Genomic DNA, 24,627 nt, shown 5'->3' with positions numbered 1-24,627 from the left:
AGAATGTTTATCGCCCCATGAAGTGCGCTTCAGATTAAATAAGAATCCTTACTTGCATACGGTTTCAACTAGGAAACCCGCACTATCATCTCCGTTCATGACTTTGGCTACAGCCTGACCACACGCCGATTGACGACGATTCAAATACGCATCTGGCGCCACTCCAGACGCAATGGCATGGTTGACCCCGGCTTCATTTAGACGATCTTCAATCGTGGAGCTGAGAATACTGTTGGCGTTAGCATTAGTGTCGTCCAGTTCCAATCTATATTCGTTAGTCGATGCATCAAGAACCAAGTGACAGTTAAGAATTTCTATATCTTTGGGATTATAAGAAGAACCACCATGCACTTCATAACGGTCGGGTTGTGTCGGCCTGGCATAATGCTTCTGAACCATATTTCCATTTACAAAATCGGTATCATCATATGCCGTATGAATATACTCGATGATATCACCCTTTTTATAATAATCATCAGGATGTGTTACCAGAATCCTGCCCTTGCAGTCTGGTTCGGCATGCGCGATGCCAGCCATAAAACCGGCAAAAGTTACGAGGAATAGAGTTATTTTTTACGATGATTTCTTTCTGGTGTATAATAAATTTTTATAAATCATCTGCCGTAATTATTAATTCAGAACTTAACAGATTTAAAATATAGAATCACAATTCAAAATCAGAGATCTTCACGCAATGTGCGCGCGGCATACCCATGATCGCAAACAACATAGACCGGTAGGTGTGCCGAATCATCAAACAGGCATACCCCCCGGCCGTTCGTGCGCCTGTCCACGTAAAAGAGCGTGGGGGGGGCAATGTCCATCCGCAGCCACGCCGCTCACTGATCAGGCGCGGGCGCGAAACGATAGCTTTCGGCCTGGCGTTCCAGCGCGCGGACAGTGTCATAGGGCACGGTCATTTTCAGGCGTCCGGCGAGCGTGTCCCAGCGCTGGGCCACAGACTGAAGCGTCGCCTGGCATGGCATGGCGGGCGGGAGCTGCTCGGTCCAGGCCAGAATGGGACCGGACCCGAACAGGATGCCGGCCGAGGCCGCGACCAGCACAATGGCCAGCAGGCGGCGCGTGGGGGATGGATTGGAAGCCTGCATCATCAGAACTGGAAATAGATGAAGGGGGCGACGCCGCTTGGCCCCGCGGCGTCAATCATCAGCACGCACAGACCAAACGCAACGGCCAGCGCCCAGTCCGGCATACGCTGCACGGCGGCAAGGGCGCCCACACGCTCGGGTATGTTCCTGGACACGAAATGCAGGCTGATCCCGAGCACGATCAGCCCCAGCGTGAAAGGGGTGACCTGGGCAAAGCCGCCCGGGTGCAGGGGCGTCATGGAGGTCAGGTAAAGCCACACGCTTTCCATGTCTTCCGCATGGAAGAACAGCCATGTGAAACACACAAAGTGGAAGATCGCTAGCACGGCGGCCACGCGCGCGATCCCCCGCGTGTTTTCCAGGCGATCGGAGAACGGACGCTCCAGCAGCAACCCACCGCCATGCAACGCCCCCCACATGACGAATTTCATCGCCGCGCCATGCCACAATCCGCCAAGCAGCATGGTGATCATGAGATTGGCGGAGGTACGCAGCCGACCATGTCGGCTGCCGCCAAGGGGAATGTAGAGATAGTCACGCAGCCAGAAAGACAGCGTCATGTGCCACCGCCGCCAGAAATCGCGCAGCGACGGGCTGCGGTAAGGCTGGTTGAAGTTCTGCGGGAACGTGAACCCCAGCAGCGCAGCCAGACCGATGGCGATATCCGTATACCCGGAAAAATCACAGAAGATCTGCACGGCAAACCCATAGAGCGCAAATAACAGGTCCAAGGTGGAAAAACTGGCAGGATCGGCAAAAACCGGGTCGACAAGCTGCGTGCCGAGGTAACTGGCCAGGATCACCTTTTTGAACAGCCCGCCCGCAATCATCAGCAGCGCTGTCGCGATGGGCGGCGGCGTGGGCGAGGGCCGCTCGAGTTGCGGCAGGAATTTGGAAGATCGCACGATCGGGCCTGCCACAAGCTGCGGAAAAAAGGACATGTAGAGCATCATGTCTGTAAAACGGCGGCAGCGCGTGACCTTGCCACGATAGACATCGACAATATAGCTGATGCCATGAAAGGTAAAAAACGAAATGGCAACCGGCAGAAGGATTTCAATCAGCGGAACGGGCTCGCCCCAGCCGATATCGCGCGTCATTCTGTTAAAGGACGTGGCGAAGAAATCGTAATACTTGAAAAAGGCCAGAACAAGTAGCTGGATGCCAATCCCGCAGCCAACCATCCATTTGCGCAGCCGTGGCCTGTCTTCCCCGGGGAGCCATCGCCCGACCGAATAGCTGACCGCCGTGCTCGACAGCAGCAGAATGCAGAAATGCCAGTTCCAGAACGCATAAAAAACATAGCTTGCGACAACCAGGAAAAGCTTCTTGATTTCCCACAGGCCACCGATCAATGCCAGGATGACCGCAACGGCAATAAAGAACAGAGCGAAGTTAAGTGTCGGGAAAAGCATTATTTCTTATGTTTCTTTGAAGACCACAGCCCGTAACCTTCCATCAGGTCATGATGCAATGACACGGCCGTCTGCTGGTAGCCTGCTTTCAGAAGATGGACATGGTCCTTCGCCGCCATGGGGGGCGTGCGACTGCCCCAGACAAGAATGGTGCAGCGCCCGTCGGGATGCGTGGCGTCAGCCATGGCCTGCCGCCAGTCCCACTGCATCCAGTGGTTACGCCGGGCCACCTCCGTCTGGGCCCGCCGGACGGTATCGAGCGCGGGCGGCGTAGCGAAGCCCCTGGCCCCGGAGGCCAGCTGGTCGCACGAGCGGGCATAGGGGGCCTGGCGTTCGGGGTGAACGCCATCAGGCGGCAGCGTCACGACAAGGCCCGCCATGGGCGCCGCATTGTGCAGTTCCTGTATGACCTGTTCATACCGGGCCGCATAGGACTCGAAACCCGTCGTGCTGTTGAAGCCTTCATTGGTGCCAAAGGCCACGATCAGCAGGCTGGGCCTGAGGCGCCTGATTTCCTCGGACAGGATTTTGGGGTCAACCCTGCCCAGGATATCGATGGTCGAGCCGATCACGCCCAGGTTGGAATACAATATGCCCGGCTCGGGCCTGGTCTGGGTGCCCCTGCCCGCTTCCCAGCCCAGGATGTCGACCGGGCCATCGCCAATGGCCGAGACGGTGACCGAACGGGTATCGGGCGTGGTGGGCATGCGCAGCCACTGCGCCTCCGTGCCCTGTGCCGAGGCCGTTGGAATGACGACGCGCCCGCCAGTATCGGCCTGCACGACAATCTGGCCACCGCCGGGCTGGCTCAGGAATTCCACCCTGCCACGGCCAAGGCCACCGGGTTCATCGGCAGTGATGGTCATGCTGGCAGGCCCATCGGCATGCTGCCTGAACAGGCTGATGCCCCACGGGCCCTGTGCCGTCTTGCTGAAGGCGCTGACAGCGTTCCACCCCGTAGAGGCAACCGTAACCTGCGCGGGGTGGGCGTAGCGGAACGGCACGCCGGGTTGCAAAAAGCCCCTGCCCGCATTGCCGAACTGCTGTTGCAGCGCGGTGCGCATCTGGTCGCTGAACGCATCGTTGGCGGTGTGGCTGTCGCCAATCTGCAATATGGTGACGGGTTCCGTGGCCTTGCCGGCCTGCAGGGCATCCAGGGCTTTATAAAAAGGTGCGACGGAAGAATAGCGGCCCAGTTTTTCAATGGATCGGGCCGGCGCCGCATCACGGGATGCGGCACACCCCATTAACAGCACCGCACAAAACAGGGACAAGAAGCCATTACGGAACAGGCTATTGCCCAGCATGAGGCGTGTGAGTGACACGGAGTTCCCAGTAAAAGTTTTTATTGCCTGAATTCTACCATGGAACACGATAAGCCGTAACCACATATTTTTACCACATGACCAGTATCGGGCCTGTCCGGCAACCCGCCCCGTGCTCCGCCGTTGATGGAAGTGAGCACGACCAGCACAAGCATGAGGAAACAGTCCTGTCATGTCCTGTTACAATATACATCATGTTGCCATAAATTGAATCATACCTGAACAGGGGCTGATTAACGGAATGGGATTCTGGCATTTATTTATTTTGGAATATCTGTTACCAGCCGTCATCATGCGGTCTGTTTCTCATCCCCTGAAGCACGGAATGACAGGTCTTTTTTCCGTTGCATCTATTGCTGTTTTTTCTTTGGCAACAACATTCTGTCAGACATCTGGCGCTTTCGCTCACGCCCGGCCGGCAGATGAAGTGGCCATGGCCGCACCCATGACGCAGGGGCAGCCTCCCCTGCTCCATCCCCTTTCCGCCAGCGATGCCGCCCGCATCCGTGCTGCTTTCGCCGCCCAGTCCGCTGGCAATTTCGAGGGCGCGGATACCCTGCTGCAACAGGTGAAAGACGATGGCCTGACCGGCACCATCGTGGCGGAACGCTGCCTTCATGCCGCACATGCCTGTTCCACCCCCATGCTGGAAAGCTGGCTGGCACGCTACCCGGACCTTCCCCACGCCCCCATGATGCGGGCCATGCTGGCAGGGCGCAGCACTGCTGCTGCCCCTGCGGGCGGGAGCATCAGCGCGGCCGAGGCGCAGACCCTTTACACGCAGGGGCAGGACCAGATCCTGCTCGGCAGGGCCATGGCGCCATCCGCCTTCAGGGAAGCGAGTGGCACGGTGGCGTTTTACGCGGGCCTGTCCGCCTGGCGGCTGGCCAAAATGCAGCAGGCACAGCAACTCTTCGCGTGGGCAGCCAGTGCCGATAAAGGCTCGAAGGATGTGCGCAGCGCCGCCGCCTGGTGGGCCGCCCGCGCAAGCGAACAGGCTGGCAATACGAAGGATGCCATGCGCTGGCTTGTACAGAGCGCGGGCTGCAGGGACTGTTTTTATGGGGTCATCGCCCGGCGCGCGCTCGCCAAAACCGACGCACGCAACGATGCAGCCGTACCCACGATTGCCGATGTGAACGTGGTTGCCGCGCGGCCCGCAGGCCACCGGGCGCTGGCATGGCTGCAGGTTGGCCGCAAGGATCTGGCCGAAGCCGAACTGCATGATGACTGGGCGGATGCAGGAAATACCACGGAACGCCAGTCCATCGGGCTTGTGGCGCACGCGGTTGAAAATACCGCCACCACGCCCTATGCCCCAGCCCGCTACGCGGGGGGCAGCAGGCTTGTGCCGGGCCATGCCCTTGCCCTGCCGCAGCGCTTTACGCCACAGGGCGGGTTCGTAGTGGACCCGGCCCTCATCTATGCCATCATTTCCATTGAATCGCGCTTCCAGCCCACGGTCGTCTCATCGAGCGGCGCAAGGGGGCTGATGCAGCTCATGCCGCGCACGGCCGCGAATTTCGCTGGTGGCCAGACGCAGGATCTCAACAACCCATCCGTCAATCTGCTGATTGGCCAGCGTTACCTGATGGCGCTGGCGCGGGACCGCCACATCAACAACCACCTCATCCGCCTGCTGGCAAGCTATGCGGTGGGCCATATCGAAGTCGCCCACTGGAAGGCGCCCGCACAGAGCACGGATGAACCTCTTGTGTTTCTGGAGGCCATTCCCAAACCCACGGTCCGGCACTGGATCGAGACCGTGCTCCTGCATAGCTGGATCTATTCGGAAAAGCTCAATCTGCGCCCCGCAACCCTTGATTCACTGGCCCTGGGCGAGAAAGCCAGGCTCCCCCTCGCGGCAGAAACATCCCTCCAGTAAAACCTGCCCACACAATGACGGACCAGTAAGGCCCGCATTGCACAACCTTTTTTTCCACCCTCGCGGCATATTTGACCAGAGCTGGACCATTTTTTACGGGACAGGGTGGTTTTTTCAAGGACATCGGCACACCATCCCCCTATAGATCAGTTTTTTATATCTTAACTATTCTTTATAAAAGAAAATATTTTTTCTTTTTGAAGTTAAACCCTACGATAAAGAAATTATTGATGTATCCTGTTCTTCCGGGAAATGTGTTGTAATTAGCCCCTATCAAAATCAGGGTTTTCTAGTTAAATTCTCATCACCGTGCACCAGTGCGGCCGCGAATGCGTTTGAGGTATTTATGTTTTTTTCTTCCGATTGGCTAAAAGAAAATAGCGTTTTCCAAAGCCGGTTTCGCCATCTCATATGTGCAACCGCGCTGTTTTCCGCGCTATGCACTGGTGCCAATGCACAAGCCCCCGCCGCAACACCTGAAAGCGGAGCGTCCCAATCCACTTCCCCTGCCACACCGGCACCTGTAGCCGCACCACAGTCCAGCACGGCACAGCCAACACCCGCCACATCGCAGGCCGCCGATGCCGCCCCCGCGGCAACAACCCCGCCCGCCGTGCCGGCCTGCGTTCCCACGCCGGGTGAAACCGGGCGGGTGCTGGTCATTGGTGATTCACAGGCCCAAGGGCTGGCAGGCGGGTTGCGCTGGCTTTATCGCACGAACCGAAATATGCGCGTTCTGGACCACAGCAAGATTTCCACCGGCCTGGTATCCGTCTCATTCTATAACTGGCCAGATGAAGTACATAAACTGGCCGCCAGCGAACATGCCGATGTTGCTGTTGTCATGTTTGGCGCCAATGACAGGCCGCCGGTCAGGGTGCATGGTGCCGTTGACCCGGGCCAGTTGGCCAACTTCACAAAAATCTATTCCGCCCGGGTGCGCGATATTATGGTCACGCTGAAAAATGCCCATATTCCCGTTATCTGGGTCGGACACCCGATGGTGCGTGATGATGTTTTCTCGGCGGACATGGCCATCCTGAACAACATCTTCCAGGACCAGGCCGCCAAAAACGGCGCGCAGTTTGTGCCGCTATGGTCGGTTTTTGCTGATGACGGGCATTTTTCTGCCTATGGCGAAGGGGTCGATGGCTCAAAAGTGCGCCTTCGCGCGGATGACGGCGTGCATCTGACCCCAAGCGGTTACCAGAAAGCAGCCAAGATACTCGAACCCCTGATTGCCTGTTACCAGCCCAACGCGGTGCAGAAAGCCAGGGCGGCCGAGGCCGCAACGCCCACATCAGGTCAGCCTGCCGCCGCGCATGATCCATCCTGACACGCCATTGACATGGCGCGTTGCGGAGTGGTGCAGCGCAGGATGCAATCCGGGGTAGCCTGTCATGGTGTCGGCACGCCCTGCGTCACCTTTCCACCATTATGGTGAAGTATGCCATACTGCCCCGCTACCGAGGGAGATAACAGGCTCATGGAACCGTGGAATTCATTCACGCTGTTTGGAAAATCCGGCACGCTCTACCAGTTTCATCGCGTGCCCACGCCCCTGCCGGACCAGGCGGGCGTGTTTCTGCTCACCACCGTCATGGGGTCAACGGCCAAGGGTGGGTCATGGCAGTTTGTTGAACCCGAAATCGGCACGGTCACATCCCTTTCGCGCCAGTGGGAGAGCGTGGTCAAGCCCGCGCGCGAGGCGAAAGCGGAAAGCGATGACGTTCTTGTCTGCTTTCCTGAAAGTGGCGACGTGCAGGATGCCTTTGCCGACCTGATCGAAGGGGGGGCTACGCGCCTGCCCGGCTGAACCGCCTGACCGGCACGGACGTGAATGGACGCAGGCGCACCCGATGGGCAACACTGCGTTATTGCCCGTGCCTGATGGAGGTTCTGCATGCCCCGCTTCCGCCCTGCCCTGATGGCCGTCCTGGCCAGCCTGCCCGCCCTGTGCGGCACCGCCCATGCCCAGACGGCAAGACCTGTGCTGCTGCGCCATACCACCGTCATTGACGGCACGGGCCAGCCTGCGCAGGCCGATACGGATATCCTGATCGAAAACGGGCATATCGCCGCCACGGGGCATGGGCTGAAGCCTCCCGCCCGGACCCACGTGCTTGACCTGTCAGGCGCAAGCGTGCTGCCGGGACTGATTTCCGATCATAGCCATGTGGGCCAGGTCAGCGGCACTCATAACGGGGCGGAAAACTACACCCGCGCCAATATCCTCTCCGAACTCGCACAGTACGAACACTATGGCGTGACGACAGTGGTCGCCCTCGGGCTGAACCGCTCGCCGCTGTTCGATGACCTGCGCCGTGAACAGCATGCGGGCCTCAACCCGGGCGCCGACCTGTTTGGCGTGGATCAGGGCATTGGCGCGCCCGATGGCGTGCCGCCTGAAAACATGTTCCATATCGGCCCCGATCAGGTCTTTCGTCCCACCACACCTGCCGAGACGCGCGCCGCCGTTGACCGCATGGTTGATGAAGGCACGGACCTGATCAAGCTGTGGGTGGATGACTTCCGCAACGGCGTGCCCGGCGCACGCCCCCTGCCCAAGATGCGGCCTGCGATCTACCGCGCCGCCATTGCGCAGGCGCATGCGCGGGGCAAGCGGATTGCGGCCCATATTCATGACCTGGCCGATGCCCGCGCACTGGTGGCGGCCGGCGTGGACATCCTGGCCCATGGCGTGCGCGACCGGCCCATAGACCCAGCGCTGCTCAACGCCATGCGCACGCAGGGCACGGGCTATATTGCCACGCTCTCGCTTGATGAGGCCGGTTACATCTTTGCCGAGCACCCGGAATGGCTGGATGACCCCTTCCTGTCCTTCGGCCTCTCGCCCGCGCTGCGCCAGCAATTTGCCGACCCCGCCTGGCGGGCCAGAACGCTGGCCGCCCCGCTCAGTGCCGCCGCCCACCGCGCGCTGGCCATGAACATGCAGAACCTGATGGCGGTGTACCGCGCGGGCATTCCCACAGGCTTCGGCACGGATTCAGGAGCTACGCCCGTGCGCATTCCCGGCTTTGCGGAACATCGGGAAGTGCGCCTGTCCATCATGGCGGGGCTCACGCCGCTGCAGGCCATTACGCTGGCCACGGGCGATGCCGCACGCCTCATGCACCTGACCGACCGGGGCACCATAGCACCCGGCCAGTGGGCCGACCTGCTGGTGGTGCAGGGCAACCCCACGATGGAGCCTGCCGCGCTGGACCGGATCCGGCAAGTCTGGCATCGTGGCCAGCCGGTTGCAGGCCCGCTGCCCGGCCAGCCCCTTCCCCGCAAATGACAGGAAACTTCATGCCCGCACGCAAGACCGCCCTGCGCCTGAGCCTGCTTCTGCCACTACTGGGGGCGCTGGGTGCCTGCGCGGGGCCTGAAGGCCCGCAGCTTTCTGGCCCGGATGGCCCCATGATTACCAATAATGACTGGAATGAACATAATTACGGCATGGGGTATTATTCAGGCCCTTACAATGATGGCTTCGAGGCCGAAGGGCTGGATGGCGGGCCGCCTGATTACATGGGGGATGCGTTCTTTGGTGGTCCGTAAAAAATTCCGGGCGCTACGTTTTCTGAAGCTTTTTGAAAAAAGCTTCACCAAAAACTTTTTTCTTTTTTCATATCAATACTTATAAAATATATTTTTATTATATCATGTATTGTTTTATATAGTTTAAATTATATTTTTATTACCTGAAAATAATAAACGTTTCTGGTGAAGATTTTTCCCAAAAAATATTCCCTATTAGCAACGGGTGGAAAACCGGTCCCACGGGGTGATCCGCGTCACCGGCAGATCCACCGGGCGGGCAAAGACCTCCGCTTTCAGATAGGCCAGTTCCGCCTCCACCTCCGCCTCGGGCAGGGAGATAGACCACGCGCGCGGATTGCCATCCGTACCGTCATTCCACCGGTAGCCGCGCTGGCGCAACTGGTCCTTGAACTCATAGGGCGCGTTTTCCGCCCAGATGCGGCAGCGCACCTGCCGGGCATTTTCCAGCAATGCCGCAAGGGCAGGCTGGCCTGACATCGGTAGCACCCGGTCAAGAATGGCAATGCCCGCCTGGCAGTCATCCACCGCGCGGTGCCCGTCAAACCAGAACCCTGCCTGCATGCCCAGATAGGACAGCTTGCGCCCTTCAAAGCCTTCCGCCGCCCAGTCCACGTCCTTCATGGAGCATGCCCAGGGCTTGGTGGTGAAGGCCGGGGTAAAACGCTCGGCGAATTTGCGGTCAAAATCTGCATTATGTGCGATAATAAGTGAGGCAGGCGCCACGAAACTGGCTACCTCCTCCGGCGTGACCGACTGGCCCACCACCATGGCCGGGGTGATGCCGGTCAGCGTGGTGATCTGGGGCGGAATGGGGCGGGAAGGCTCACGCAGGCGACTGAACGGTTCGAGGCTGCCCAGAATCCGTCCATCCAGCGTGTAAACAAAGGGCACGATGCCGAATTCGATGATCTCATCCTTCGCCGCACTCAGCCCCGTGGTCTCGAGATCAAGGAACATGCCCAGCCGGGTGCCCGGCTCGGGCGGGTATTCGGCCAGCACGCGCGGGGCGAGCGGGCGCAGCACGCGGTAGCGGCCCGTGCCTTCCAGCGTGGTGGCCATGTGTTCCATCTCGTCGGGGGTCAGCTCTGCCATGGGGTCTCCTGCCGGGCGGGTATGCATGGATATGCGACGGGCGCACGCCCCTCTCTATCATGCAGGGCGTTGCCCCGCCGGGGCGCATGTCATATTACAAAGTTTGTCAGGCCGATCTGTCCTGGCCCCACACCACACGCGCAGGCAGGACACGCCATGGCACAGGACGCCGGGCCACAAACGCCCCCACGCCCCAGCCCCCCGGCAGGCGACAGGCCGCCATCCCTTCACAAGATCGAGGACCAGGGCCACGACACCATCGTGCGCGTGGGGCACGTGGACCGCATCTGGTCCGATTTCTACCACCATGCCCTCACCGCGCCGTGGCGCACGTTCTTTTACAGCTCACTGCTGGTTTACGTGGGGGTCAATCTCCTTTTCGCGCTGCTGTACATGGCTGACAGCCAGGGCATCAAGGGAGCTGCCCCGCACAGTTTCGCTGATTTCTTCTTCTTCAGCGTGCAGACCCTCTCGACCGTGGGCTATGGCGGCATGGTGCCCGTGAGCCGCACCGCCAACATGATCGCGACCGTAGAAGTGCTGGGCGGCATGATGATCAACGCCCTGGCCACGGGCCTCATCTTCGCGCGTTTTTCACGCCCGCGCGCGCGGGTCATGTTCAGTGACAAGGCGCTGATCCTTGCGGAAGGCGGCCACCTTCACCTTGACATCCGCATTGCCAACTGCCGCCGCAGCCCCATCCTGTCAGTGGATGTGGAGTTTGCACTTGCCCGCCTCATTCACACGCCATCAGGCCGGGTGGTTCGGCAGTTCGACCCGCTTGCGCTCCAGCAGTCGCATGTGCCGGTGCTGCGCTTTGCCTGCACGCCCACCCATGTCATCAACACCGACAGCCCGCTTTATGGCCTGACGGAAAACGACCTTGCGGCACAGGAGGCGGAAATCATCGTCAGCCTGACTGGCACCGACGAGGCCTCGGGCCAGACCGTTTTCGCACGCTCCGCTTACGGATTTGACCGCATGCTGTATAATCACCGCTTTGTCGATATCATCAACGCCGGGCCAGATGGGCGGATTACCGTTGACTACACCCGCTTTGACCAGACCGAATCCCCCCTCGATGAAAATGCCGGGATGGCGGAATACCTCACGGACCAGCCGGACTGACCCGCGCGCGGCACGGCTTGTGCGTGCGGGCGCCGCGCTGCTTGCCCTTGCAGGCAGCCCGCCCGCCCATGCCGCCCGGCACGCCCCGCCTCCCGCGCCCGCGCTGCGCTATGGCCTGCCCGCCGCCTGCCTGACCCATGTCATCGCGGCCCCGCTGCTGACCAATAGCGGCAGCCCCATCATTCCCGCCACGTTCAATGACATGACCGGACTGGCCTATGTCAGCGTCACACAGGACGAGGTGGGCATTTACGCGCCCAACGATACGACCTTTCCCGTTCTGTCAGCCATCAGCATCCAGACCATCGCAGGCGTCGACACCACCTACACCACGGTGCTGCATGACCTGCGCATCAGCAACGGCCGGGCCGATGACGTGCCCGCCCTGATCGAGGGCACGCACCAGCCCCGCCTCAGTAACCAGCCCGTGCTCGGCGTGATCGGCTACGACATACTGGGCAATTACGATGTGCTGTTTGATTTCCCCGCCCGCGTCATGGTGCTGTTCGTTGCCAGCACGCAGCCCGGCTGCCCGCCATTGCAGGACTGGCTCGGGCCGGACAGCATGGCCCTGCCCCTGCAACCCGACCGCCGTGGGCGCATGACCGGCATCAGCATGCAGGTGGGCACGCAGGGCACGCGCATGGAGGTCGAACCGGGGGCGGACATGTCCTCGCTTTCACGCAAGGATGCCAGGGCGCTGGGCCTGACCGCCGCCATATTGCATGATGACATTCACGTTCGGACCAATGCAGGCAAGATCCTGAACGGACGCAGGCACCATTTTGACAATATTGCCATTGGTGGCTGGCATGACCTGCCGCTGGACGTGAATGTGGAAAAAACCAGCTACAGCGTGCTGGGCATGAACTTCCTGCGGCGCAGGCGCGTGCTCATGGCTTTCCCGCAGGGCATGATGTACATGACTCCCCAGGCCGACATACCCGATGACCACGGCCAGGCCGCCCACGGCATGCTCACCACCCGCACGGCCATTGCCCGGCTGACAGACACACCGCCCGCACCCGCCACGCCGGGCGAGCCGATGCAGCCTCATCCCGCCCTGCGGACTGACCAAAAACAATGAACGTGACCGGCGACCTGAAAAGAATGCCGGAAAATAACGCATTGATAAGCAATAATAAAAGTTTTCGGGTACCGCCTTTTTTTAAAAAAGGCGGCGTTCTTCGAAGCTTTTTGAAAAAAGCTTCACCAAAAACTTCCTTGAATTTGATGTTCTGGTAGGCACGCAGGGCATGCCTGCCTGATCAGGGCGTGATCCTGCCCACCAGCAGCGCCACGACCTGCTCGAGCCTGTGCTGGTCCGCTGGGGTGAAACGGTTGCGGCGGGGGCTGTCCACATCCAGCACGCCCACGAGCCGTTCCCCGTGCAGGACAGGCACCACAATCTCGGCGGCAGAGGCGGCGTCACAGGCGATATGGCCGGGAAAGGCGTGCACGTCAGGCACGATTTGCGTCCTGCGCTCGCGCGCGACCGTGCCGCACACGCCCCGCCCCGGCGCAATGCGCGTGCAGGCCACCCGCCCCTGAAAAGGCCCGAGCACCAGCATGCCGTCCTTCCACAGATAGAATCCGGCCCAGTTGAGGTCTGGCAGCGCCTCGAACACGAGGGCTGCGATATTCGCCATGTTGGCGATCAGGTCCGTCTCGCCCGCAAGAGTGGAGGCCACCATGGGCACGAGGTCTTCGGGGCCTATGCGGTGGGTTGGGGCCTGCATGGGTTTTCCTTGTTGTTTGATGAGAGACTGTATGAAAAGTCAGTTCGGAAAAGATCCAGAAATCATAAGGACGTTTTTGGTGAAGCTTTTTCAAAAAGCTTCAGAGAACGCCGCCTTAAAAAAAAGGCGGCCCCCGAAAACTTTTATCATTCTTTATCAAAGCATTGTTGCGGACACTGTTCACGACAGGGGCGAAAGACCCGGCACGGGGGCCAGCAGGTCGCCTGTCGCCAGCAGCCGGTCACGATACGGGCCGGGCACGGCCTCAAGTTCGGCCATGGTGCCCGTCTGGGCAATATGGCCATGCTCCATCACCACGATCCGGTCAAATCCGCGCAGGGTGGAAAGCCGGTGGGCGACGGCTATGACCGTGCGCCCCACCATCAGCCGCTCAAGGGCGGCATGGACATGGCGCTCGCTTTCCCCATCAAGCGCGCTGGTCGCTTCATCAAGGATCAGGATGGGCGCATTGCGCAGGAAGGCGCGCGCAATGGCCAGGCGCTGGCGCTGCCCGCCCGAGAGCATGACCCCCCGCTCCCCCACCACGGTAGCGAACCCCTGCGGCATGGCGTTGATGAAACGGGTGCAGCCCGCCGCTTCAGCCGCGGCCTTCACCTCCTCATCGGTGGCATCGGGGCGGCCATAGCGGATGTTCTCTCCCACCGAGCGGCGCAACAGGTACACCTCCTGCGGCACCACGGCCATGGCAGCGCGCAGGCTGGCCTCGTCAAGTTCAAGGATATTGACGCCATCGAGTTCCACCGCCCCCGCCTGCACGAAGCGCTGGCGCTGCAACAGGGCCAGCACCGTGCTTTTGCCCGAGCCCGACACCCCCACCAGCCCCACGCGCATGCCTGCGGGAATGTCGAGGTTGAAATGCGAGAGCACAGGCGCGCCACCGGGATAGGCAAAACTGACATCACGCAACTGCACATGCCCGCGCAGCATTGCGGGCGGCAGCACCACCGTCTCGGCCACGCCGCTGCCCTCATGCGGCACCAGCAGGTGGCCCAGCGTCTCGGCCAGGCGGGTGACGTGCTTCATCGCCTCCACCATGGAAAAGGCCAGGTCGCGCGTGCAGTTCAGGATCAGGAAGCCCAGCGTGGTCACCATCACCACATCGCCCGTGGTGGCGCGGTGCATGCGCCACAGCAGCACGGCCCATAGCAACAGCCCCGTAGTCATGAAGGCGGTGACGACGGAATGGATCATCCGCAGCTTTTCCATATAGCGCAGCGAGCGCGTATGCAGCCCGATCTCGCCACGGATGCGCTGGCGCATGCGGCCATGCTCCACCCCCATCATGCCATACGCGCGCACAAGGGGCAGGTTCTGCATAACGTCCAGCATCTCGCCATCCACCTCCGCCGCTTCCGCCGCGTAGGCCAGGTGCATCTCCTGCCCATGGCCCGCCAGCAGGTAGATGCATAGCCCCAGCAGCAGCGTCATGCCCACCAGCACCGCCGCCATCAACGGGCTGACCGTGCCCAGCGTGATGATGGCGAGGAACAGGTTCAGCACCGAAGGCAGCAGGTTCCATGCCGCCATGTTCTCCAGCGCCACCACCGCGCCTGCCGCCGCCGAAACGCGAGCCGCGAGCGCGCCGGAAAGCCGGTCGGCAAAATAGGTCGCGTCATGCCCGCTGAGGTAGCGGAACAGGTCGCCGCGCACATCGCCGCCCACGCGCACGAACACGCCCGAGGCCATCCACCCCGCCACCCGCCAGGCCGCGTTGTCGCAGATGATGGTGGCGCAGAACAGTCCGATGGATACCCAGACTGCTCCCATGCCCCGCCCGCCCTCGGTCATGCCATTGACCAGATGACGGATGATGGCCGACATGCCCACGTTGCACGCCACCGCGATCGCAATCGCGCTGACGATGATGGCGTGCCACCGGCCATGCAGAAGCACGTAATGGAAAATGAACCCCAGCGGGCGCGTGCGGTAGCGTGCCAGCGCGGGCATGGGGCGGGTATCGGGGGGGAGTACGGAGTCTTTCACGTTCATGCGAGGATGCTGCCTTGAGGACATGGCGGGGAAAAGGCTCCGCACTTATGCCGCATTTGGCCCGGTATCATGCCTGCATGACAGATGCACCTCTATCCCGCGTTGCGGGACGCCTCGCCTTCGTGTCCCTGCTGGTCGTGTGGCTGGCCATCATGGCGCATGATCCCGTTCCGCTGCCCTTCTGAAACCCGGCCGGGCGGCGGCGGTTCATAACCAAATACCGAACGCCCGCCATAATCATGCGATCGGGCGCGTTCCTCGCCCATAATGGCGGAAAAAGACGGGCCACGCGCATCGCGCTCCAGCCTGCGGGTAGCGGAGTCAAGCCTGCGGATGGCATCGAGCCGTTCCTCGCGCCCCAGCTTTGCCGCAGCCACGGCTGCCTTCATGACCGAGAGCGTGCGGTCATACACCGCCACCGGCACGGGATAGGGGTGGCGGTCCTTGCCGCCATGCGCCAGCGAGAAGCGGGCCGGATCATCAAACCGGCACGGTGCTCCATGTACCACCTCCGCCACCAGCGCCAGCGCCCGCACCGTGCGCGCCCCCACGCCGGGCACGCGCAAAAGGTCGGGGAAGTCACGCGGCCCCGCCTCGCTTGCCGCCGCCAGCGCGCCGTGCAGGCGGCGCATGTTCACGTCCTGCGGCTGCACGTCATGGTGGGCGGGCATGCACAGATAGGGCAGTTCACCCTGAGCGGGGGGCTGCGGGGGCGCACGGCCCTCAATGCGCATGAGCTCGCGCGTCAGCCGGTCCGGTCCCATTTCATGCAGCAGTTCGACCTGCCCCGTGCGTGAGGCAGCCGCCCGGCGGTCGGTCAGGTTCATGATGGGGCGGCCTGTGGTGCGGCCATCAATGGCGGCATGCGGGGCCTCGACAAAACTGCTCACGTCATCGGACAGCCAGTGATAGCGCCGCGCAAGGCGCTGGCCCGCATGCATGCCCTGCTGCACCACGGCCCATTTGCCATCTGCCGCCACGACAAAGCCATGCAGGTACAGGTCGAACCCGTCCTGCACGGCGGCACTGTCCACCTTGGCCACCATGCGGCTCGTGGCCACGAGCGGCGTGGCGTCAAGCCCCGTAACTTCACCCACGGCCAGCAGTTCATCGGGCGTGCGGCGCGAATGGCGGCCACGGCCCCCGCACACATACAGGCCCAGCTCATCCTGCAATGGCGCCAGCCCGCGCTTGAGCGCGCCGATCACGCTGGTGGTGATGCCGGAGGAATGCCAGTCCATGCCCATGACCGCGCCAAAGGACTGGAACCAGAACGGGTGGGCCAGCCTGCGCAGGAATTCGTCCCACCCGTAATGATGCACGACCGCCTGCGTGATGACCGCCCCCAGCCGCGCCATGCGCGGGCCAAGCCACGCGGGCACGCGCCCGGTATGCAGCGGCAGGTCGGCGGAACCCGCGCGTCGGGTCATGGGGCGTTCCCTTCCCTTGGTGGATCAGTCGTCGTGGCGTTTGCCTGCCTTGGCCGCCATGAAGGTCGCCAGCCCCGCCTCGAGCGCGTGGCGGAAGGCGCGCAGCGTTTCCGCTCCCACATAGTGTTCCATGCCCTCGGCATCAATGCGGGCACTCGCCTCGCTCACCCCAAGGGCGCGCAGGAACTGCTCGACCGTGTGGTGGCGCGCGCGGCTGGCGCGTGCCATCTCCTGGCCTGCCCCGGTCAGGAAAATGCCGCGATAGGGCCTGCGCGTCACCAGCCCGTCCGCCTCGAGGCGGACCAGCATCTTGGCCACGGTGGGCTGCGATACGCCAAGGCGGGCGGCGATATCAACCTGACGCGCTTCCTGCCCGTCATTGAGCAGGTCATCGATCAGTTCGACATAATCCTCGATCAGGGCGGTCTTGCGCGCCAGTCGCGCCTGACGGAAGCCCGCGCACTGCGTATCCGCATCGGGCATGGGGGCTGCGGCTGGCCTGTGGTCCGGGCCGGGCATCAGGGATTGAACACGATGGTCTTGCGCCCGTTGGGAATGACGCGGCACTCGGTAAAGTAACGCACGGCGCGCGCCAGCACCCGGCGCTCGATATCGCGCCCCTTGCGAATCAGGTCATCGGGGGTGTCGGCATGGGTAATGCGCTCGACATCCTGCTCGATGATCGGGCCTTCATCAAGGTCGGGGGTAACGAAGTGCGCGGTGGCGCCGATCAGCTTCACCCCGCGGGCGAAAGCCTGATGATAGGGCCTTGCCCCCTTGAAGCCGGGCAGGAAGGAGTGGTGGATGTTGATGCACCGCCCCGCCAGCCACGCGCTCATGGAATCGGACAGGATCTGCATGTACCGCGCCAGCACCACCAGCTCGGCCCCTGTACCGCGCACGATCTCGGCCATCCGTGCCTCCTGCGCAGCCTTGGTGGCGGCTGTTACGGGCAGGTAGTGGAAGGGGATGCCGTCAAGGTCGATATGGGCATAGGTCTCGCGCGGGTGGTTGGCGATGATGGCCACCGGCGCAATGGCCAGCTCGCCAATGCGCCAGCGATACAGCAGGTCGACCAGGCAGTGATCGAAGCGCGAGACCATGATGACGGTGCGCGTGGGCTGCAGGCTCTCGCGCAGCGACCAGTGCATGTCGAACCGCGCGGCCAGAGCGGCCAGCGCCTGCTCAAGCGCGGCGCGCGCCACGTCGCCTGCGGGCACGCTGAACACCACGCGCATGAAGAAGATGCGGCTTTCACGTTCATCGAACTGCTGGGCACCGGCAATGTCGCCATCAAGCTCGAACAGGGCCTGGCTGATCGCCGCCACGATGCCGGGCCGGTTGGGGCAGGACAGCGTGAGCACATAGGACAGGCGCGGACACGGCGCAGGATCAGCCATGGCGTTACTGCCCGCGCTTGCGGCCCGTATCGGGCACGGGGTTATAGAACCAGCAGCCATTCCCCCCGACCTTGCGCAGGGCGGCCTGCGTGGTGGGCACGGGGCGCACCACGTCGCAGCCCGGCGTCCAGCCCTCCGGCGTCATGACCGCATTGCCCTCGCTGCGGCGCAGGGCCTCGACAAGGCGCAGCAGTTCCTCGACCGAGCGCCCGACCGACATGGGGTACCACACCAGCGCGCGGATCACGCCATCGGGGTCGATCACGTAGGTGGCGCGCACGGTGGCGCTGTTCTGCGCGGTCAGGTCCAGCATGCCGTAGGCGCGGCAGACCGCCATGGAGGGATCTTCGACCAGCGGGAACGGAATCTCGACGCCAAAGCGCTCCTGTATCGTCTCGAGCCAGGCCAGATGCGCGTACAGGCTGTCAACCGACAGGCCCAGCAGCGCGCAGTCAAGCTGCTCGAAGCGATCCACCGCGCGGGCCAGGCCGATGAACTCGCTGGTGCAGACCGGCGTGAAATCCGCCGGATGCGAGAAAAACAGCAGCCAGCGCCCGCGGAAGTCCGACAGGCGCATTTCCCCCTTCGTGGTACGGGCCTGAAAGTCTGGTGCCACGTCCCCGATCCGCAACGGGCGCGTTTCGATCATGCCGTGGTTTGCGGGTGTATTCGCCTCTGTGCTCATGCCCTGCCCTTTTGCATCTGCCGCGCCTTGACGCAAGCCATCTTATAACATACATTTATTATGTAATTCATAAACTATGGATGATATTCCATGTCCGACCCCGCCCTCGAAGCCGCTGCAAACCAGGTGACGACATGCCGTGCAACAGGCCAGGCGCCGGTTGTCCGGACATTCTTTGACCTGCCCACCTTCACCGCCACCCATGTGGTGCATGACCCCGCCACCCGCGCCTGCGCCATCATCGACAGCGTGATGGATTACGACCCCGCATCCGGCAAAACCGACCATGCCATGGCGCAGGACATCGTGGACTACGTCACGGCGGAAAAGCTCAAGGTGGAATGGCTGCTCGAAACCCATGTCCATGCCGATCACCTCTCGGCCGCACCCTGGCTGCAGGAGCGCCTTGGCGGCAGGCTCGGCATTGGCCATGCCATCCTGAAAGTACAGGACATCTTCGGCAAGCTGTTCAACGCAGGCACGCGGTTCGCGCGCGATGGCTCGCAGTTCGACGCGCTGTTCGATGACGGGGCGCAGTTTACGCTCGGCGTCCTGCCCGTGACCGTGCTGCACGTGCCCGGCCACACGCCAGCGGACATAGCCTATGTGATCGGCGAGGCCGCCTTTATTGGCGATACGCTGTTCATGCCCGATTACGGCACCGCACGGGCCGATTTTCCCGGTGGGGATGCGCGCATGCTCTACCATTCCATCCGCCGCCTGCTCGCCCTGCCTGCCGAGACGCGGGTTTTCCTGTGCCATGATTACAAGGCCCCCGGCCGCGACGCCTTTGCATGGGAAACCACCATTGGCGCGGAACGCGACAGCAATGTTCACGTTCATGATGGCGTAGATGAAGAAGCCTTCGTGCAGATGCGCACCGCGCGCGACGCCACCCTGTCGCTGCCCAACCTGATCATGCCCTCAGTGCAGGTCAACATGCGTGGCGGCCATCTGCCCGAACCCGAGGATAATGGTGTAAGCTACATCAAAATACCACTCAGCCGTTCCTGACGCGCATCCATCGCAGCCTTATCTATCAAGTCATTCCGGAGACCCTTCATGACCGATACCGCCCCCTCCACCCCGAACCTCGCCAGCACGGCGCGGGGCCTGACCTATGATGTCGTCGTGGTGGGCGGGGGGGCTGCCGGCCTGTCCACCGCGGCGAGCATTCTCAAGCGGCGCGGCGGCATCACGCTGGCCATCATCGAGCCGTCGGGCTCACATTTCTACCAGCCGGGCTGGACGCTGGTGGGCGGCGGCGTGTTCAAGCAGTCACAGACCCGCCGGGCGGAAAAGAAGCTGATCCCCGCCGGCGCCGACTGGGTGCAGGCGGCAGCGACCGGCTTCGAGCCCGAAGCCAACCTCGTGCACCTGTCCAACGGGTCATCCATCCGCTACGAGGTGCTGGTTGTCGCCACCGGCCTGACGCTGGACTGGGACGCGATCGAGGGGCTGAGCGAAACCCTTGGCCGCAATGGCGTGACCTCCAACTACCGCTATGACCTGGCCCCCTATACCTGGCAGATGGTGCAGACGCTGGGCCGCGGCAATGCCGTCTTTACGCAGCCGCCCATGCCCATCAAATGCGCGGGCGCGCCGCAGAAGGCGATGTACCTGGCATGCGACGCCTGGCGCAGGCGCGGCCTGGCCGACAACATCAACGTCTCCTTCCACACCGCAACGCCGGGGCTGTTTGGCGTGAAGGAATTCGTGCCGCCGCTGATGGACTACATCAACCGCTACCATATCGACCTGTGCCTCAAGTCCAACCTGACGAAGGTGGATGGCAAGGGCCGCATCGCCACGTTCGAGAACGTAGCGCAGGATGGCAGCAAGACGACCTCGGAAGTGGAATTCGACATGCTGCATGTCGTCCCGCCCCAGCGCGCGCCCGACGTGATCCGCAACAGCGCGCTGGCGGGCGATGGCGGCTGGGTGTCGGTTGACCCCGCAACGCTGCGCCACACCAAATTCGCCAATGTGTTCGCACTCGGCGACGTGGCGGGCACCTCCAACGCCAAGACCGCCGCCGCCGTGCGCGTGCAGGCCCCGGTCGTGGCCGTGAACGTGCTGGCAACGCTGGACCACAAGCCCGCCGTGGCCGATTATGATGGCTATGGCGCCTGCCCGCTGACCGTCGAGCGCGGCAAGATCGTGCTGGCCGAGTTCGCCTATGGCGGCAAGCTGGCCCCCACCCTGCCCACATGGCTGCTCAATGGCCGCAAGCCCACGCATCTGGCCTGGTTCCTCAAGGAATGGGTCATGCCCGTGCTGTACTGGGATGGCATGCTGCGCGGCCATGAACTGATGGTGGCCCCGCACAAGATCGGCACGCCGCGCTGATCTTTCGCAACCACTGAAAAATGCGCCATGGCCGCGCGGGGGTGGACCTCCGCGCGGCCATGCGTATGTTTGGGGCCATGAACACCAGCAGACAGGGCCAGCACCATGTGGGCCACAGCCGCCCGCTCCGCCTGGCCGATGACGTGGTCAGCCATGCCATCTATGGCGGCCCGGACAAATGCTACCGCTATGAACTGACCCGCACCTGGAACCCCGACGGGCAGGCAGTGATGTGGCTGATGATGAACCCATCGGTTGCAACGGAAGACGGCGATGACCGCACGGTGGCCAAGTGCCAGCGCTATGCCCGCGCCTGGGGCTACGGCACGCTGCTCGTTGGCAACACCTTCGCCTATCGCTGCACCGACCAGAAGCGCCTGACCGAGGTGCCCGACCCGGTCGGCCCCGACAATGACCGCCACCTGCTGGCCATGGCACAGCGGGCCGACCTGGTGGTGGCGGCCTATGGCTCGCCGCAGATCAGGAGCCTGCTGCCCCGTGGGCCGGAGGTGATCCGCATGCTGCAACAGCACGGCATTACGGTCAGCGCCATGCGGCTGAGCAAGGGGACAGGCCGCCCCGAGCATCCGCTTTACCTACCCAGCAGCCTGAAGCCGGAACCCCTGCCGCCTTTTGTCCCGGCCTGACCGGACCATGGGGCCTGAAAAAAGTTTCTGGCAGCGTCATTTGAAGTTTTTTGAAAAAAGCTTCACCAAAAACTTTTATTATTTCAGGACAGGATTTCAGTAGTCGAAATCGACCGAGAAAGACCCTTCGGCCATCTCCACGCGCAGGGTCAGCCCGGTCCAGACCGGCTGGTCGCGGGCCGGGTTCTCACGCCAGAAGGCGGCGCGCAGTTCCAGCAGTTCGTGCTGCAGGTCGTGCAGGTAGCGGATATGGCCTTCGGTCGATTCGTCCTCAAACGGGCTGAAATTGACCTTCTCGCCTTCCTGCGTTTCGTAATCGAAGCCGAAATACACATTCGTGTCACCAAGCTCGACATTGCCGGTAAAGGCCATGTGCATCTCGATGGCGCGGCAGGTTTCCTCCTCCTCTTCCGGCACGGCAATCAGCACGAGTTCGGCAATGGCGTTGAGAATGGCCTTTGAGCCGGGAGGGGCTGCGTTGTTCATAGCATCCTGCTTCGTATGAGGAAGGTCATCCAATGACCTCAATGCGACCTGCCTACAATCGATAAGAAGTTTTTGGTGAAGCTTTTTTCAAAAAGCTTCAAAAGAACGCCGCCTTTTTGAAAAAAGGCGGCCGCCCATATCATCCAAACAGCGCAAGCTGCCGCGCGGGCGGGACAGCGCCAGGCACGCGCAGGCCCGATACGGTCACCCCAAGCAGCCTGATGCCCCGTGGCGGCGGAAAGCATGGCTCCAGCAGTGCCAGCGCCCTCTGGGCCAGATCAGCGCCGTCCGCTACCGGCTCCGGCGCCGTGCGCCCGCGCACGATCTGGCGGAAATCGTTGTATTTCACCTTCAGCGTCACGGTCACACCCGTCAGGCCACGCGCAACGCAGCGCCCCCACACGCGCTCCGACAGGCGCAGCATGCTGTCACGCGCGGCAGCCCAGTCATGAATATCGGCATCGAAGGTCTGCTCGCCGCCAATGGAGCGCCGCGGTCGGTTGACCTCCACGGGGCGGTCATCAAGCCCGCGGGCAATACCATAATAGAAATCCGCCGCCTTGCCGAAATGCCGCAGCAGGCGCGAGAGCGGCTGCGTGCGCAGGTCCAGCCCCGTGCGAATGCCAAGGCCATGCATCCGCGCCGCCGTGGCCGGACCAATGCCATGAAACTGCTCGACCGGCAGGTTCGCCACGAAATCCGGCCCCATGCGCGGTGTAATGACAAACTGGCCATCGGGCTTGCGGTAATCGGAGGCCAGCTTGGCGAGGAATTTATTGTAGGACACGCCTGCCGAGGCGGTCAGTGCCGTCTCATCGCGGATACGGGCGCGAATGGCCGTGGCGATTGCCGTGGCGGAGGGATAATCCAGCAGTGGGCGGGTGACATCCAGATACGCCTCATCAAGCGAAAGCGGCTGGATGATGGGGGTAAAACAGGCAAAAATGGCATGAATCTGCGCGGAAATCGCGCGGTAGACATCAAAGCGCGGCGGCACGAACACAAGGTCGGGGCATTTGCGCTGCGCCACGACCGAAGACATGGCCGAGCGCACCCCGAACCGGCGGGCCTCATAACTCGCGGCGGCAACAACACCGCGCCGCCCGGCACCACCTACAGCAAGCGGCCTGCCCCGCAGGGCCGGATCATCGCGCTGCTCGACCGAGGCATAGAAGGCATCCATGTCAACATGGATGATGCGCCGGTGCCCTGCCCCACTCACGGCCGGGACCGCACCAGGGCCATGCCCGCAAGGGACATGACCGGCACGGCGTGACTGCGCGAGATCAGTCGTTGCACTTCTTTTTCTTAAGGAAAAACACGATGGCGCCGACAATCGCACCGAAAACCAGGATGCCCTTGAGGCAGGGAGACTTGGAAGGGCACTTGGTTGCACATTCAGACATGATTCATTCCTTGATAAACAGCGCCACCCCAGACGGGAGCGGCATGGCCCATACTAGCGCATGCATGCGCCGTGACCAGTGGGCTTTTGGCACGCAGGCGCCCGGTCGGGGCTGACATGCGGCAGCAGGGCAGCCGCATTGCGTTGCCACATCTTTTGTTACAGATGGCGTCGGGCAATGATGCTGCCAACAAGACCGGAGAATGAACCATGAAGAAATATGCATTCCTGCCTGCAGCCCTGCTCATGCTGGGCACGGCAGTCGGCGCAGCGCATGCCACCCCCTCGGCCGGGCGTGCGGTCAACCGTGACTTTGCCAAACTCTCGGCTGATGGGAGCCGGGCGTTTGATGATATTGACATGGCCCGCATGGCCCTTGCCAACAACGACACCGCTGGCGCCATCAAGCTGCTGACCGATGCCAATAACGCCCTGACCCGCGCCAAGAGCGACAACAAGGTGTTCATGAAGGCCGAGGCCCAGCTCACGCCCCCCAAAAAGGCCCCGGCTGGCGCGCCCGCGCCCAAGGCTGCCCCCTCCACCCAGCCCGTGGCCTGGCTGCCGGTTGATGGCGAATACATCGTGACCGAAGACCTTGAGCCGACCTCCACCAAGGGCACGGCGGTGGCTTCGGCCAATACCAGCCTGAACAAGGGCAGGCCCGCGCAGGCCGCGCAGAACCTGCAGGTTGCCGCGGTGGATGTTGACTTCGTGCTGGCCATTGCCCCGCTCGATGCCAGCGCCAGCGATATCTATCGCGCCTCCAGCCTGCTTGCGGGCACAACCCCCAACACCAAGGATGCGGACGCCGCCCTGCTCGATGCGCAGAACAGCATCCGCTTCGTGTCTGAAGACATGGTTGGCACGCCTTCGGGCACGAAAGCCGCCGGGCACTGAGTCCCGGTTGTTTCCGGTCATTACCATGCCGTGCCCAAGGCCAGCCTGCCCCCCATCG

At 62.3% G+C, this 24,627-nt stretch carries 24 protein-coding genes; 11 read left to right on the top strand and 13 right to left on the bottom strand.

Annotated elements, in window-relative coordinates:
* Positions 1-48 precede the first annotated feature (48 nt).
* From QEG70_RS13695 to QEG70_RS13680, 4 genes are all read right to left on the bottom strand, one after another.
* Positions 49-537, bottom strand: a complete 489-nt coding sequence (locus tag QEG70_RS13695; protein ID WP_308721182.1) for a hypothetical protein — start codon at positions 535-537, stop codon at positions 49-51.
* Positions 538-839: 302 nt separating this feature from the next.
* Positions 840-1,112 (bottom strand): hypothetical protein, encoded by a 273-nt coding sequence (locus QEG70_RS13690; protein WP_308721181.1) that lies wholly within the window; start codon positions 1,110-1,112, stop codon positions 840-842.
* Entirely contained in the window at positions 1,112-2,524 is a 1,413-nt protein-coding gene (locus QEG70_RS13685; protein WP_308721180.1) for an MBOAT family O-acyltransferase, read from the bottom strand. Before QEG70_RS13685 ends, QEG70_RS13690 begins: the two co-directional genes overlap by 1 nt.
* Positions 2,524-3,849: a GDSL-type esterase/lipase family protein gene (locus QEG70_RS13680; protein WP_308721179.1), complete on the bottom strand. Its 1,326-nt coding sequence runs from the start codon at positions 3,847-3,849 to the stop codon at positions 2,524-2,526. The genes QEG70_RS13685 and QEG70_RS13680 overlap by 1 nt, the downstream gene beginning before the upstream one ends.
* 433 nt (positions 3,850-4,282) lie before the next feature.
* Here QEG70_RS13680 and QEG70_RS13675 point away from each other — a divergent pair, with 433 nt between their 5' ends.
* From QEG70_RS13675 to QEG70_RS13655, 5 genes are all read left to right on the top strand, one after another.
* Positions 4,283-5,734, top strand: a complete 1,452-nt coding sequence (locus tag QEG70_RS13675) for a transglycosylase SLT domain-containing protein (protein WP_308721178.1) — start codon at positions 4,283-4,285, stop codon at positions 5,732-5,734.
* 613 nt (positions 5,735-6,347) lie between these two features.
* Positions 6,348-7,070: a DUF459 domain-containing protein gene (locus QEG70_RS13670; protein ID WP_475704683.1), complete on the top strand. Its 723-nt coding sequence runs from the start codon at positions 6,348-6,350 to the stop codon at positions 7,068-7,070.
* Positions 7,071-7,220: 150 nt separating this feature from the next.
* Positions 7,221-7,550: a hypothetical protein gene (locus tag QEG70_RS13665; RefSeq protein ID WP_308721176.1), complete on the top strand. Its 330-nt coding sequence runs from the start codon at positions 7,221-7,223 to the stop codon at positions 7,548-7,550.
* 87 nt (positions 7,551-7,637) lie between these two features.
* Positions 7,638-9,035 (top strand): amidohydrolase family protein, encoded by a 1,398-nt coding sequence (locus tag QEG70_RS13660; protein ID WP_308721175.1) that lies wholly within the window; start codon positions 7,638-7,640, stop codon positions 9,033-9,035.
* Between the two features lie 11 nt (positions 9,036-9,046).
* A complete protein-coding gene (locus tag QEG70_RS13655) occupies positions 9,047-9,298 on the top strand; it encodes a hypothetical protein (RefSeq protein ID WP_308721174.1) in 252 nt (83 codons plus the stop codon).
* A 195-nt stretch (positions 9,299-9,493) separates the two neighbouring features.
* Here QEG70_RS13655 and QEG70_RS13650 read toward each other — a convergent pair whose 3' ends face one another.
* Positions 9,494-10,393, bottom strand: a complete 900-nt coding sequence (locus QEG70_RS13650; RefSeq protein ID WP_308721173.1) for a 3'-5' exonuclease — start codon at positions 10,391-10,393, stop codon at positions 9,494-9,496.
* Positions 10,394-10,549: 156 nt separating this feature from the next.
* Between QEG70_RS13650 and QEG70_RS13645 the strand changes: the two genes are divergently transcribed.
* Together QEG70_RS13645 and QEG70_RS13640 are read left to right on the top strand one after the other, a co-directional pair.
* Complete coding sequence (locus QEG70_RS13645; RefSeq protein ID WP_308721172.1) at positions 10,550-11,521, top strand: ion channel; 972 nt, start codon at positions 10,550-10,552, stop codon at positions 11,519-11,521.
* Positions 11,475-12,608 (top strand): retropepsin-like aspartic protease, encoded by a 1,134-nt coding sequence (locus QEG70_RS13640; protein WP_308721171.1) that lies wholly within the window; start codon positions 11,475-11,477, stop codon positions 12,606-12,608. Before QEG70_RS13645 ends, QEG70_RS13640 begins: the two co-directional genes overlap by 47 nt.
* A 181-nt stretch (positions 12,609-12,789) precedes the next feature.
* Here QEG70_RS13640 and QEG70_RS13635 read toward each other — a convergent pair whose 3' ends face one another.
* From QEG70_RS13635 to QEG70_RS13610, 6 genes are all read right to left on the bottom strand, one after another.
* The gene (locus QEG70_RS13635; protein ID WP_308721170.1) at positions 12,790-13,260 is read right to left on the bottom strand and encodes a GAF domain-containing protein; all 471 of its coding nucleotides are present in this window, start codon (positions 13,258-13,260) and stop codon (positions 12,790-12,792) included.
* Between the two features lie 180 nt (positions 13,261-13,440).
* On the bottom strand, positions 13,441-15,270 hold the full coding sequence (locus tag QEG70_RS13630) for an ABC transporter ATP-binding protein (protein WP_308721169.1): 1,830 nt from the start codon (positions 15,268-15,270) through the stop codon (positions 13,441-13,443).
* Positions 15,271-15,362: 92 nt separating this feature from the next.
* A complete protein-coding gene (locus QEG70_RS13625) occupies positions 15,363-16,700 on the bottom strand; it encodes a DUF763 domain-containing protein (protein ID WP_308721168.1) in 1,338 nt (445 codons plus the stop codon).
* 24 nt (positions 16,701-16,724) lie between these two features.
* Positions 16,725-17,219, bottom strand: a complete 495-nt coding sequence (gene mntR / locus QEG70_RS13620; protein WP_308721167.1) for a manganese-binding transcriptional regulator MntR — start codon at positions 17,217-17,219, stop codon at positions 16,725-16,727.
* The gene (purU, locus tag QEG70_RS13615) at positions 17,219-18,100 is read right to left on the bottom strand and encodes a formyltetrahydrofolate deformylase (RefSeq protein ID WP_308721166.1); all 882 of its coding nucleotides are present in this window, start codon (positions 18,098-18,100) and stop codon (positions 17,219-17,221) included. The genes mntR and purU overlap by 1 nt, the downstream gene beginning before the upstream one ends.
* A gap of 4 nt (positions 18,101-18,104) precedes the next feature.
* The gene (locus QEG70_RS13610; protein WP_308721165.1) at positions 18,105-18,785 is read right to left on the bottom strand and encodes a peroxiredoxin; all 681 of its coding nucleotides are present in this window, start codon (positions 18,783-18,785) and stop codon (positions 18,105-18,107) included.
* Between the two features lie 90 nt (positions 18,786-18,875).
* Here QEG70_RS13610 and QEG70_RS13605 point away from each other — a divergent pair, with 90 nt between their 5' ends.
* The 3 genes from QEG70_RS13605 to QEG70_RS13595 all read left to right on the top strand — a co-directional run bounded on the left by QEG70_RS13605 (position 18,876) and on the right by QEG70_RS13595 (position 21,781).
* Positions 18,876-19,799, top strand: a complete 924-nt coding sequence (locus QEG70_RS13605; protein WP_308721164.1) for an MBL fold metallo-hydrolase — start codon at positions 18,876-18,878, stop codon at positions 19,797-19,799.
* A gap of 48 nt (positions 19,800-19,847) precedes the next feature.
* Entirely contained in the window at positions 19,848-21,134 is a 1,287-nt protein-coding gene (locus QEG70_RS13600; RefSeq protein ID WP_308721163.1) for an NAD(P)/FAD-dependent oxidoreductase, read from the top strand.
* Between the two features lie 77 nt (positions 21,135-21,211).
* Positions 21,212-21,781 (top strand): DUF1643 domain-containing protein, encoded by a 570-nt coding sequence (locus tag QEG70_RS13595; protein ID WP_308721162.1) that lies wholly within the window; start codon positions 21,212-21,214, stop codon positions 21,779-21,781.
* Positions 21,782-21,877: 96 nt separating this feature from the next.
* On the opposite strand, the gene QEG70_RS13590 is transcribed toward QEG70_RS13595, so the two are convergent.
* Complete coding sequence (locus tag QEG70_RS13590) at positions 21,878-22,267, bottom strand: immunity protein YezG family protein (protein ID WP_061272938.1); 390 nt, start codon at positions 22,265-22,267, stop codon at positions 21,878-21,880.
* Positions 22,268-22,406: 139 nt separating this feature from the next.
* Entirely contained in the window at positions 22,407-23,450 is a 1,044-nt protein-coding gene (gene dinB, locus QEG70_RS13585; protein WP_374762611.1) for a DNA polymerase IV, read from the bottom strand.
* Positions 23,451-23,882: 432 nt separating this feature from the next.
* Between dinB and QEG70_RS13580 the strand changes: the two genes are divergently transcribed.
* Entirely contained in the window at positions 23,883-24,569 is a 687-nt protein-coding gene (locus QEG70_RS13580) for a YfdX family protein (RefSeq protein ID WP_308721160.1), read from the top strand.
* The last annotated feature ends 58 nt before the right edge of the window (positions 24,570-24,627 follow it).

The organism is Komagataeibacter xylinus (assembly GCF_031081985.1).
GTDB classification, from domain to species: domain Bacteria; phylum Pseudomonadota; class Alphaproteobacteria; order Acetobacterales; family Acetobacteraceae; genus Komagataeibacter; species Komagataeibacter xylinus_E.
The sequence above is the reverse complement of the archived record's forward strand: the minus strand, read 5'-3'. Positions and strand labels throughout refer to the sequence as shown.

What these genes read in the sequence shown, in the direction of transcription:
- QEG70_RS13640 (WP_308721171.1), top strand. Translation starts at nt 11,475, where the DNA reads ATGAAAATGCCGGGATGGCGGAATACCTCACGGACCAGCCGGACTGAC.
- QEG70_RS13675 (WP_308721178.1), top strand. Translation starts at nt 4,283, where the DNA reads ATGGCCGCACCCATGACGCAGGGGCAGCCTCCCCTGCTCCATCCCCTT.
- QEG70_RS13685 (WP_308721180.1), bottom strand. Translation starts at nt 2,524, where the DNA reads ATGCTTTTCCCGACACTTAACTTCGCTCTGTTCTTTATTGCCGTTGCG.
- QEG70_RS13625 (WP_308721168.1), bottom strand. Translation starts at nt 16,700, where the DNA reads ATGACCCGACGCGCGGGTTCCGCCGACCTGCCGCTGCATACCGGGCGC.
- QEG70_RS13605 (WP_308721164.1), top strand. Translation starts at nt 18,876, where the DNA reads ATGTCCGACCCCGCCCTCGAAGCCGCTGCAAACCAGGTGACGACATGC.
- QEG70_RS13695 (WP_308721182.1), bottom strand. Translation starts at nt 537, where the DNA reads ATGGCTGGCATCGCGCATGCCGAACCAGACTGCAAGGGCAGGATTCTG.
- QEG70_RS13630 (WP_308721169.1), bottom strand. Translation starts at nt 15,270, where the DNA reads ATGAACGTGAAAGACTCCGTACTCCCCCCCGATACCCGCCCCATGCCC.
- QEG70_RS13600 (WP_308721163.1), top strand. Translation starts at nt 19,848, where the DNA reads ATGACCGATACCGCCCCCTCCACCCCGAACCTCGCCAGCACGGCGCGG.
- mntR (WP_308721167.1), bottom strand. Translation starts at nt 17,219, where the DNA reads ATGCCCGGCCCGGACCACAGGCCAGCCGCAGCCCCCATGCCCGATGCG.
- purU (WP_308721166.1), bottom strand. Translation starts at nt 18,100, where the DNA reads ATGGCTGATCCTGCGCCGTGTCCGCGCCTGTCCTATGTGCTCACGCTG.
- QEG70_RS13645 (WP_308721172.1), top strand. Translation starts at nt 10,550, where the DNA reads ATGGCACAGGACGCCGGGCCACAAACGCCCCCACGCCCCAGCCCCCCG.
- QEG70_RS13650 (WP_308721173.1), bottom strand. Translation starts at nt 10,393, where the DNA reads ATGGCAGAGCTGACCCCCGACGAGATGGAACACATGGCCACCACGCTG.
- QEG70_RS13660 (WP_308721175.1), top strand. Translation starts at nt 7,638, where the DNA reads ATGCCCCGCTTCCGCCCTGCCCTGATGGCCGTCCTGGCCAGCCTGCCC.
- QEG70_RS13590 (WP_061272938.1), bottom strand. Translation starts at nt 22,267, where the DNA reads ATGAACAACGCAGCCCCTCCCGGCTCAAAGGCCATTCTCAACGCCATT.
- QEG70_RS13635 (WP_308721170.1), bottom strand. Translation starts at nt 13,260, where the DNA reads ATGCAGGCCCCAACCCACCGCATAGGCCCCGAAGACCTCGTGCCCATG.
- dinB (WP_374762611.1), bottom strand. Translation starts at nt 23,450, where the DNA reads ATGGATGCCTTCTATGCCTCGGTCGAGCAGCGCGATGATCCGGCCCTG.
- QEG70_RS13665 (WP_308721176.1), top strand. Translation starts at nt 7,221, where the DNA reads ATGGAACCGTGGAATTCATTCACGCTGTTTGGAAAATCCGGCACGCTC.
- QEG70_RS13595 (WP_308721162.1), top strand. Translation starts at nt 21,212, where the DNA reads ATGAACACCAGCAGACAGGGCCAGCACCATGTGGGCCACAGCCGCCCG.
- QEG70_RS13690 (WP_308721181.1), bottom strand. Translation starts at nt 1,112, where the DNA reads ATGATGCAGGCTTCCAATCCATCCCCCACGCGCCGCCTGCTGGCCATT.
- QEG70_RS13580 (WP_308721160.1), top strand. Translation starts at nt 23,883, where the DNA reads ATGAAGAAATATGCATTCCTGCCTGCAGCCCTGCTCATGCTGGGCACG.
- QEG70_RS13610 (WP_308721165.1), bottom strand. Translation starts at nt 18,785, where the DNA reads ATGAGCACAGAGGCGAATACACCCGCAAACCACGGCATGATCGAAACG.
- QEG70_RS13655 (WP_308721174.1), top strand. Translation starts at nt 9,047, where the DNA reads ATGCCCGCACGCAAGACCGCCCTGCGCCTGAGCCTGCTTCTGCCACTA.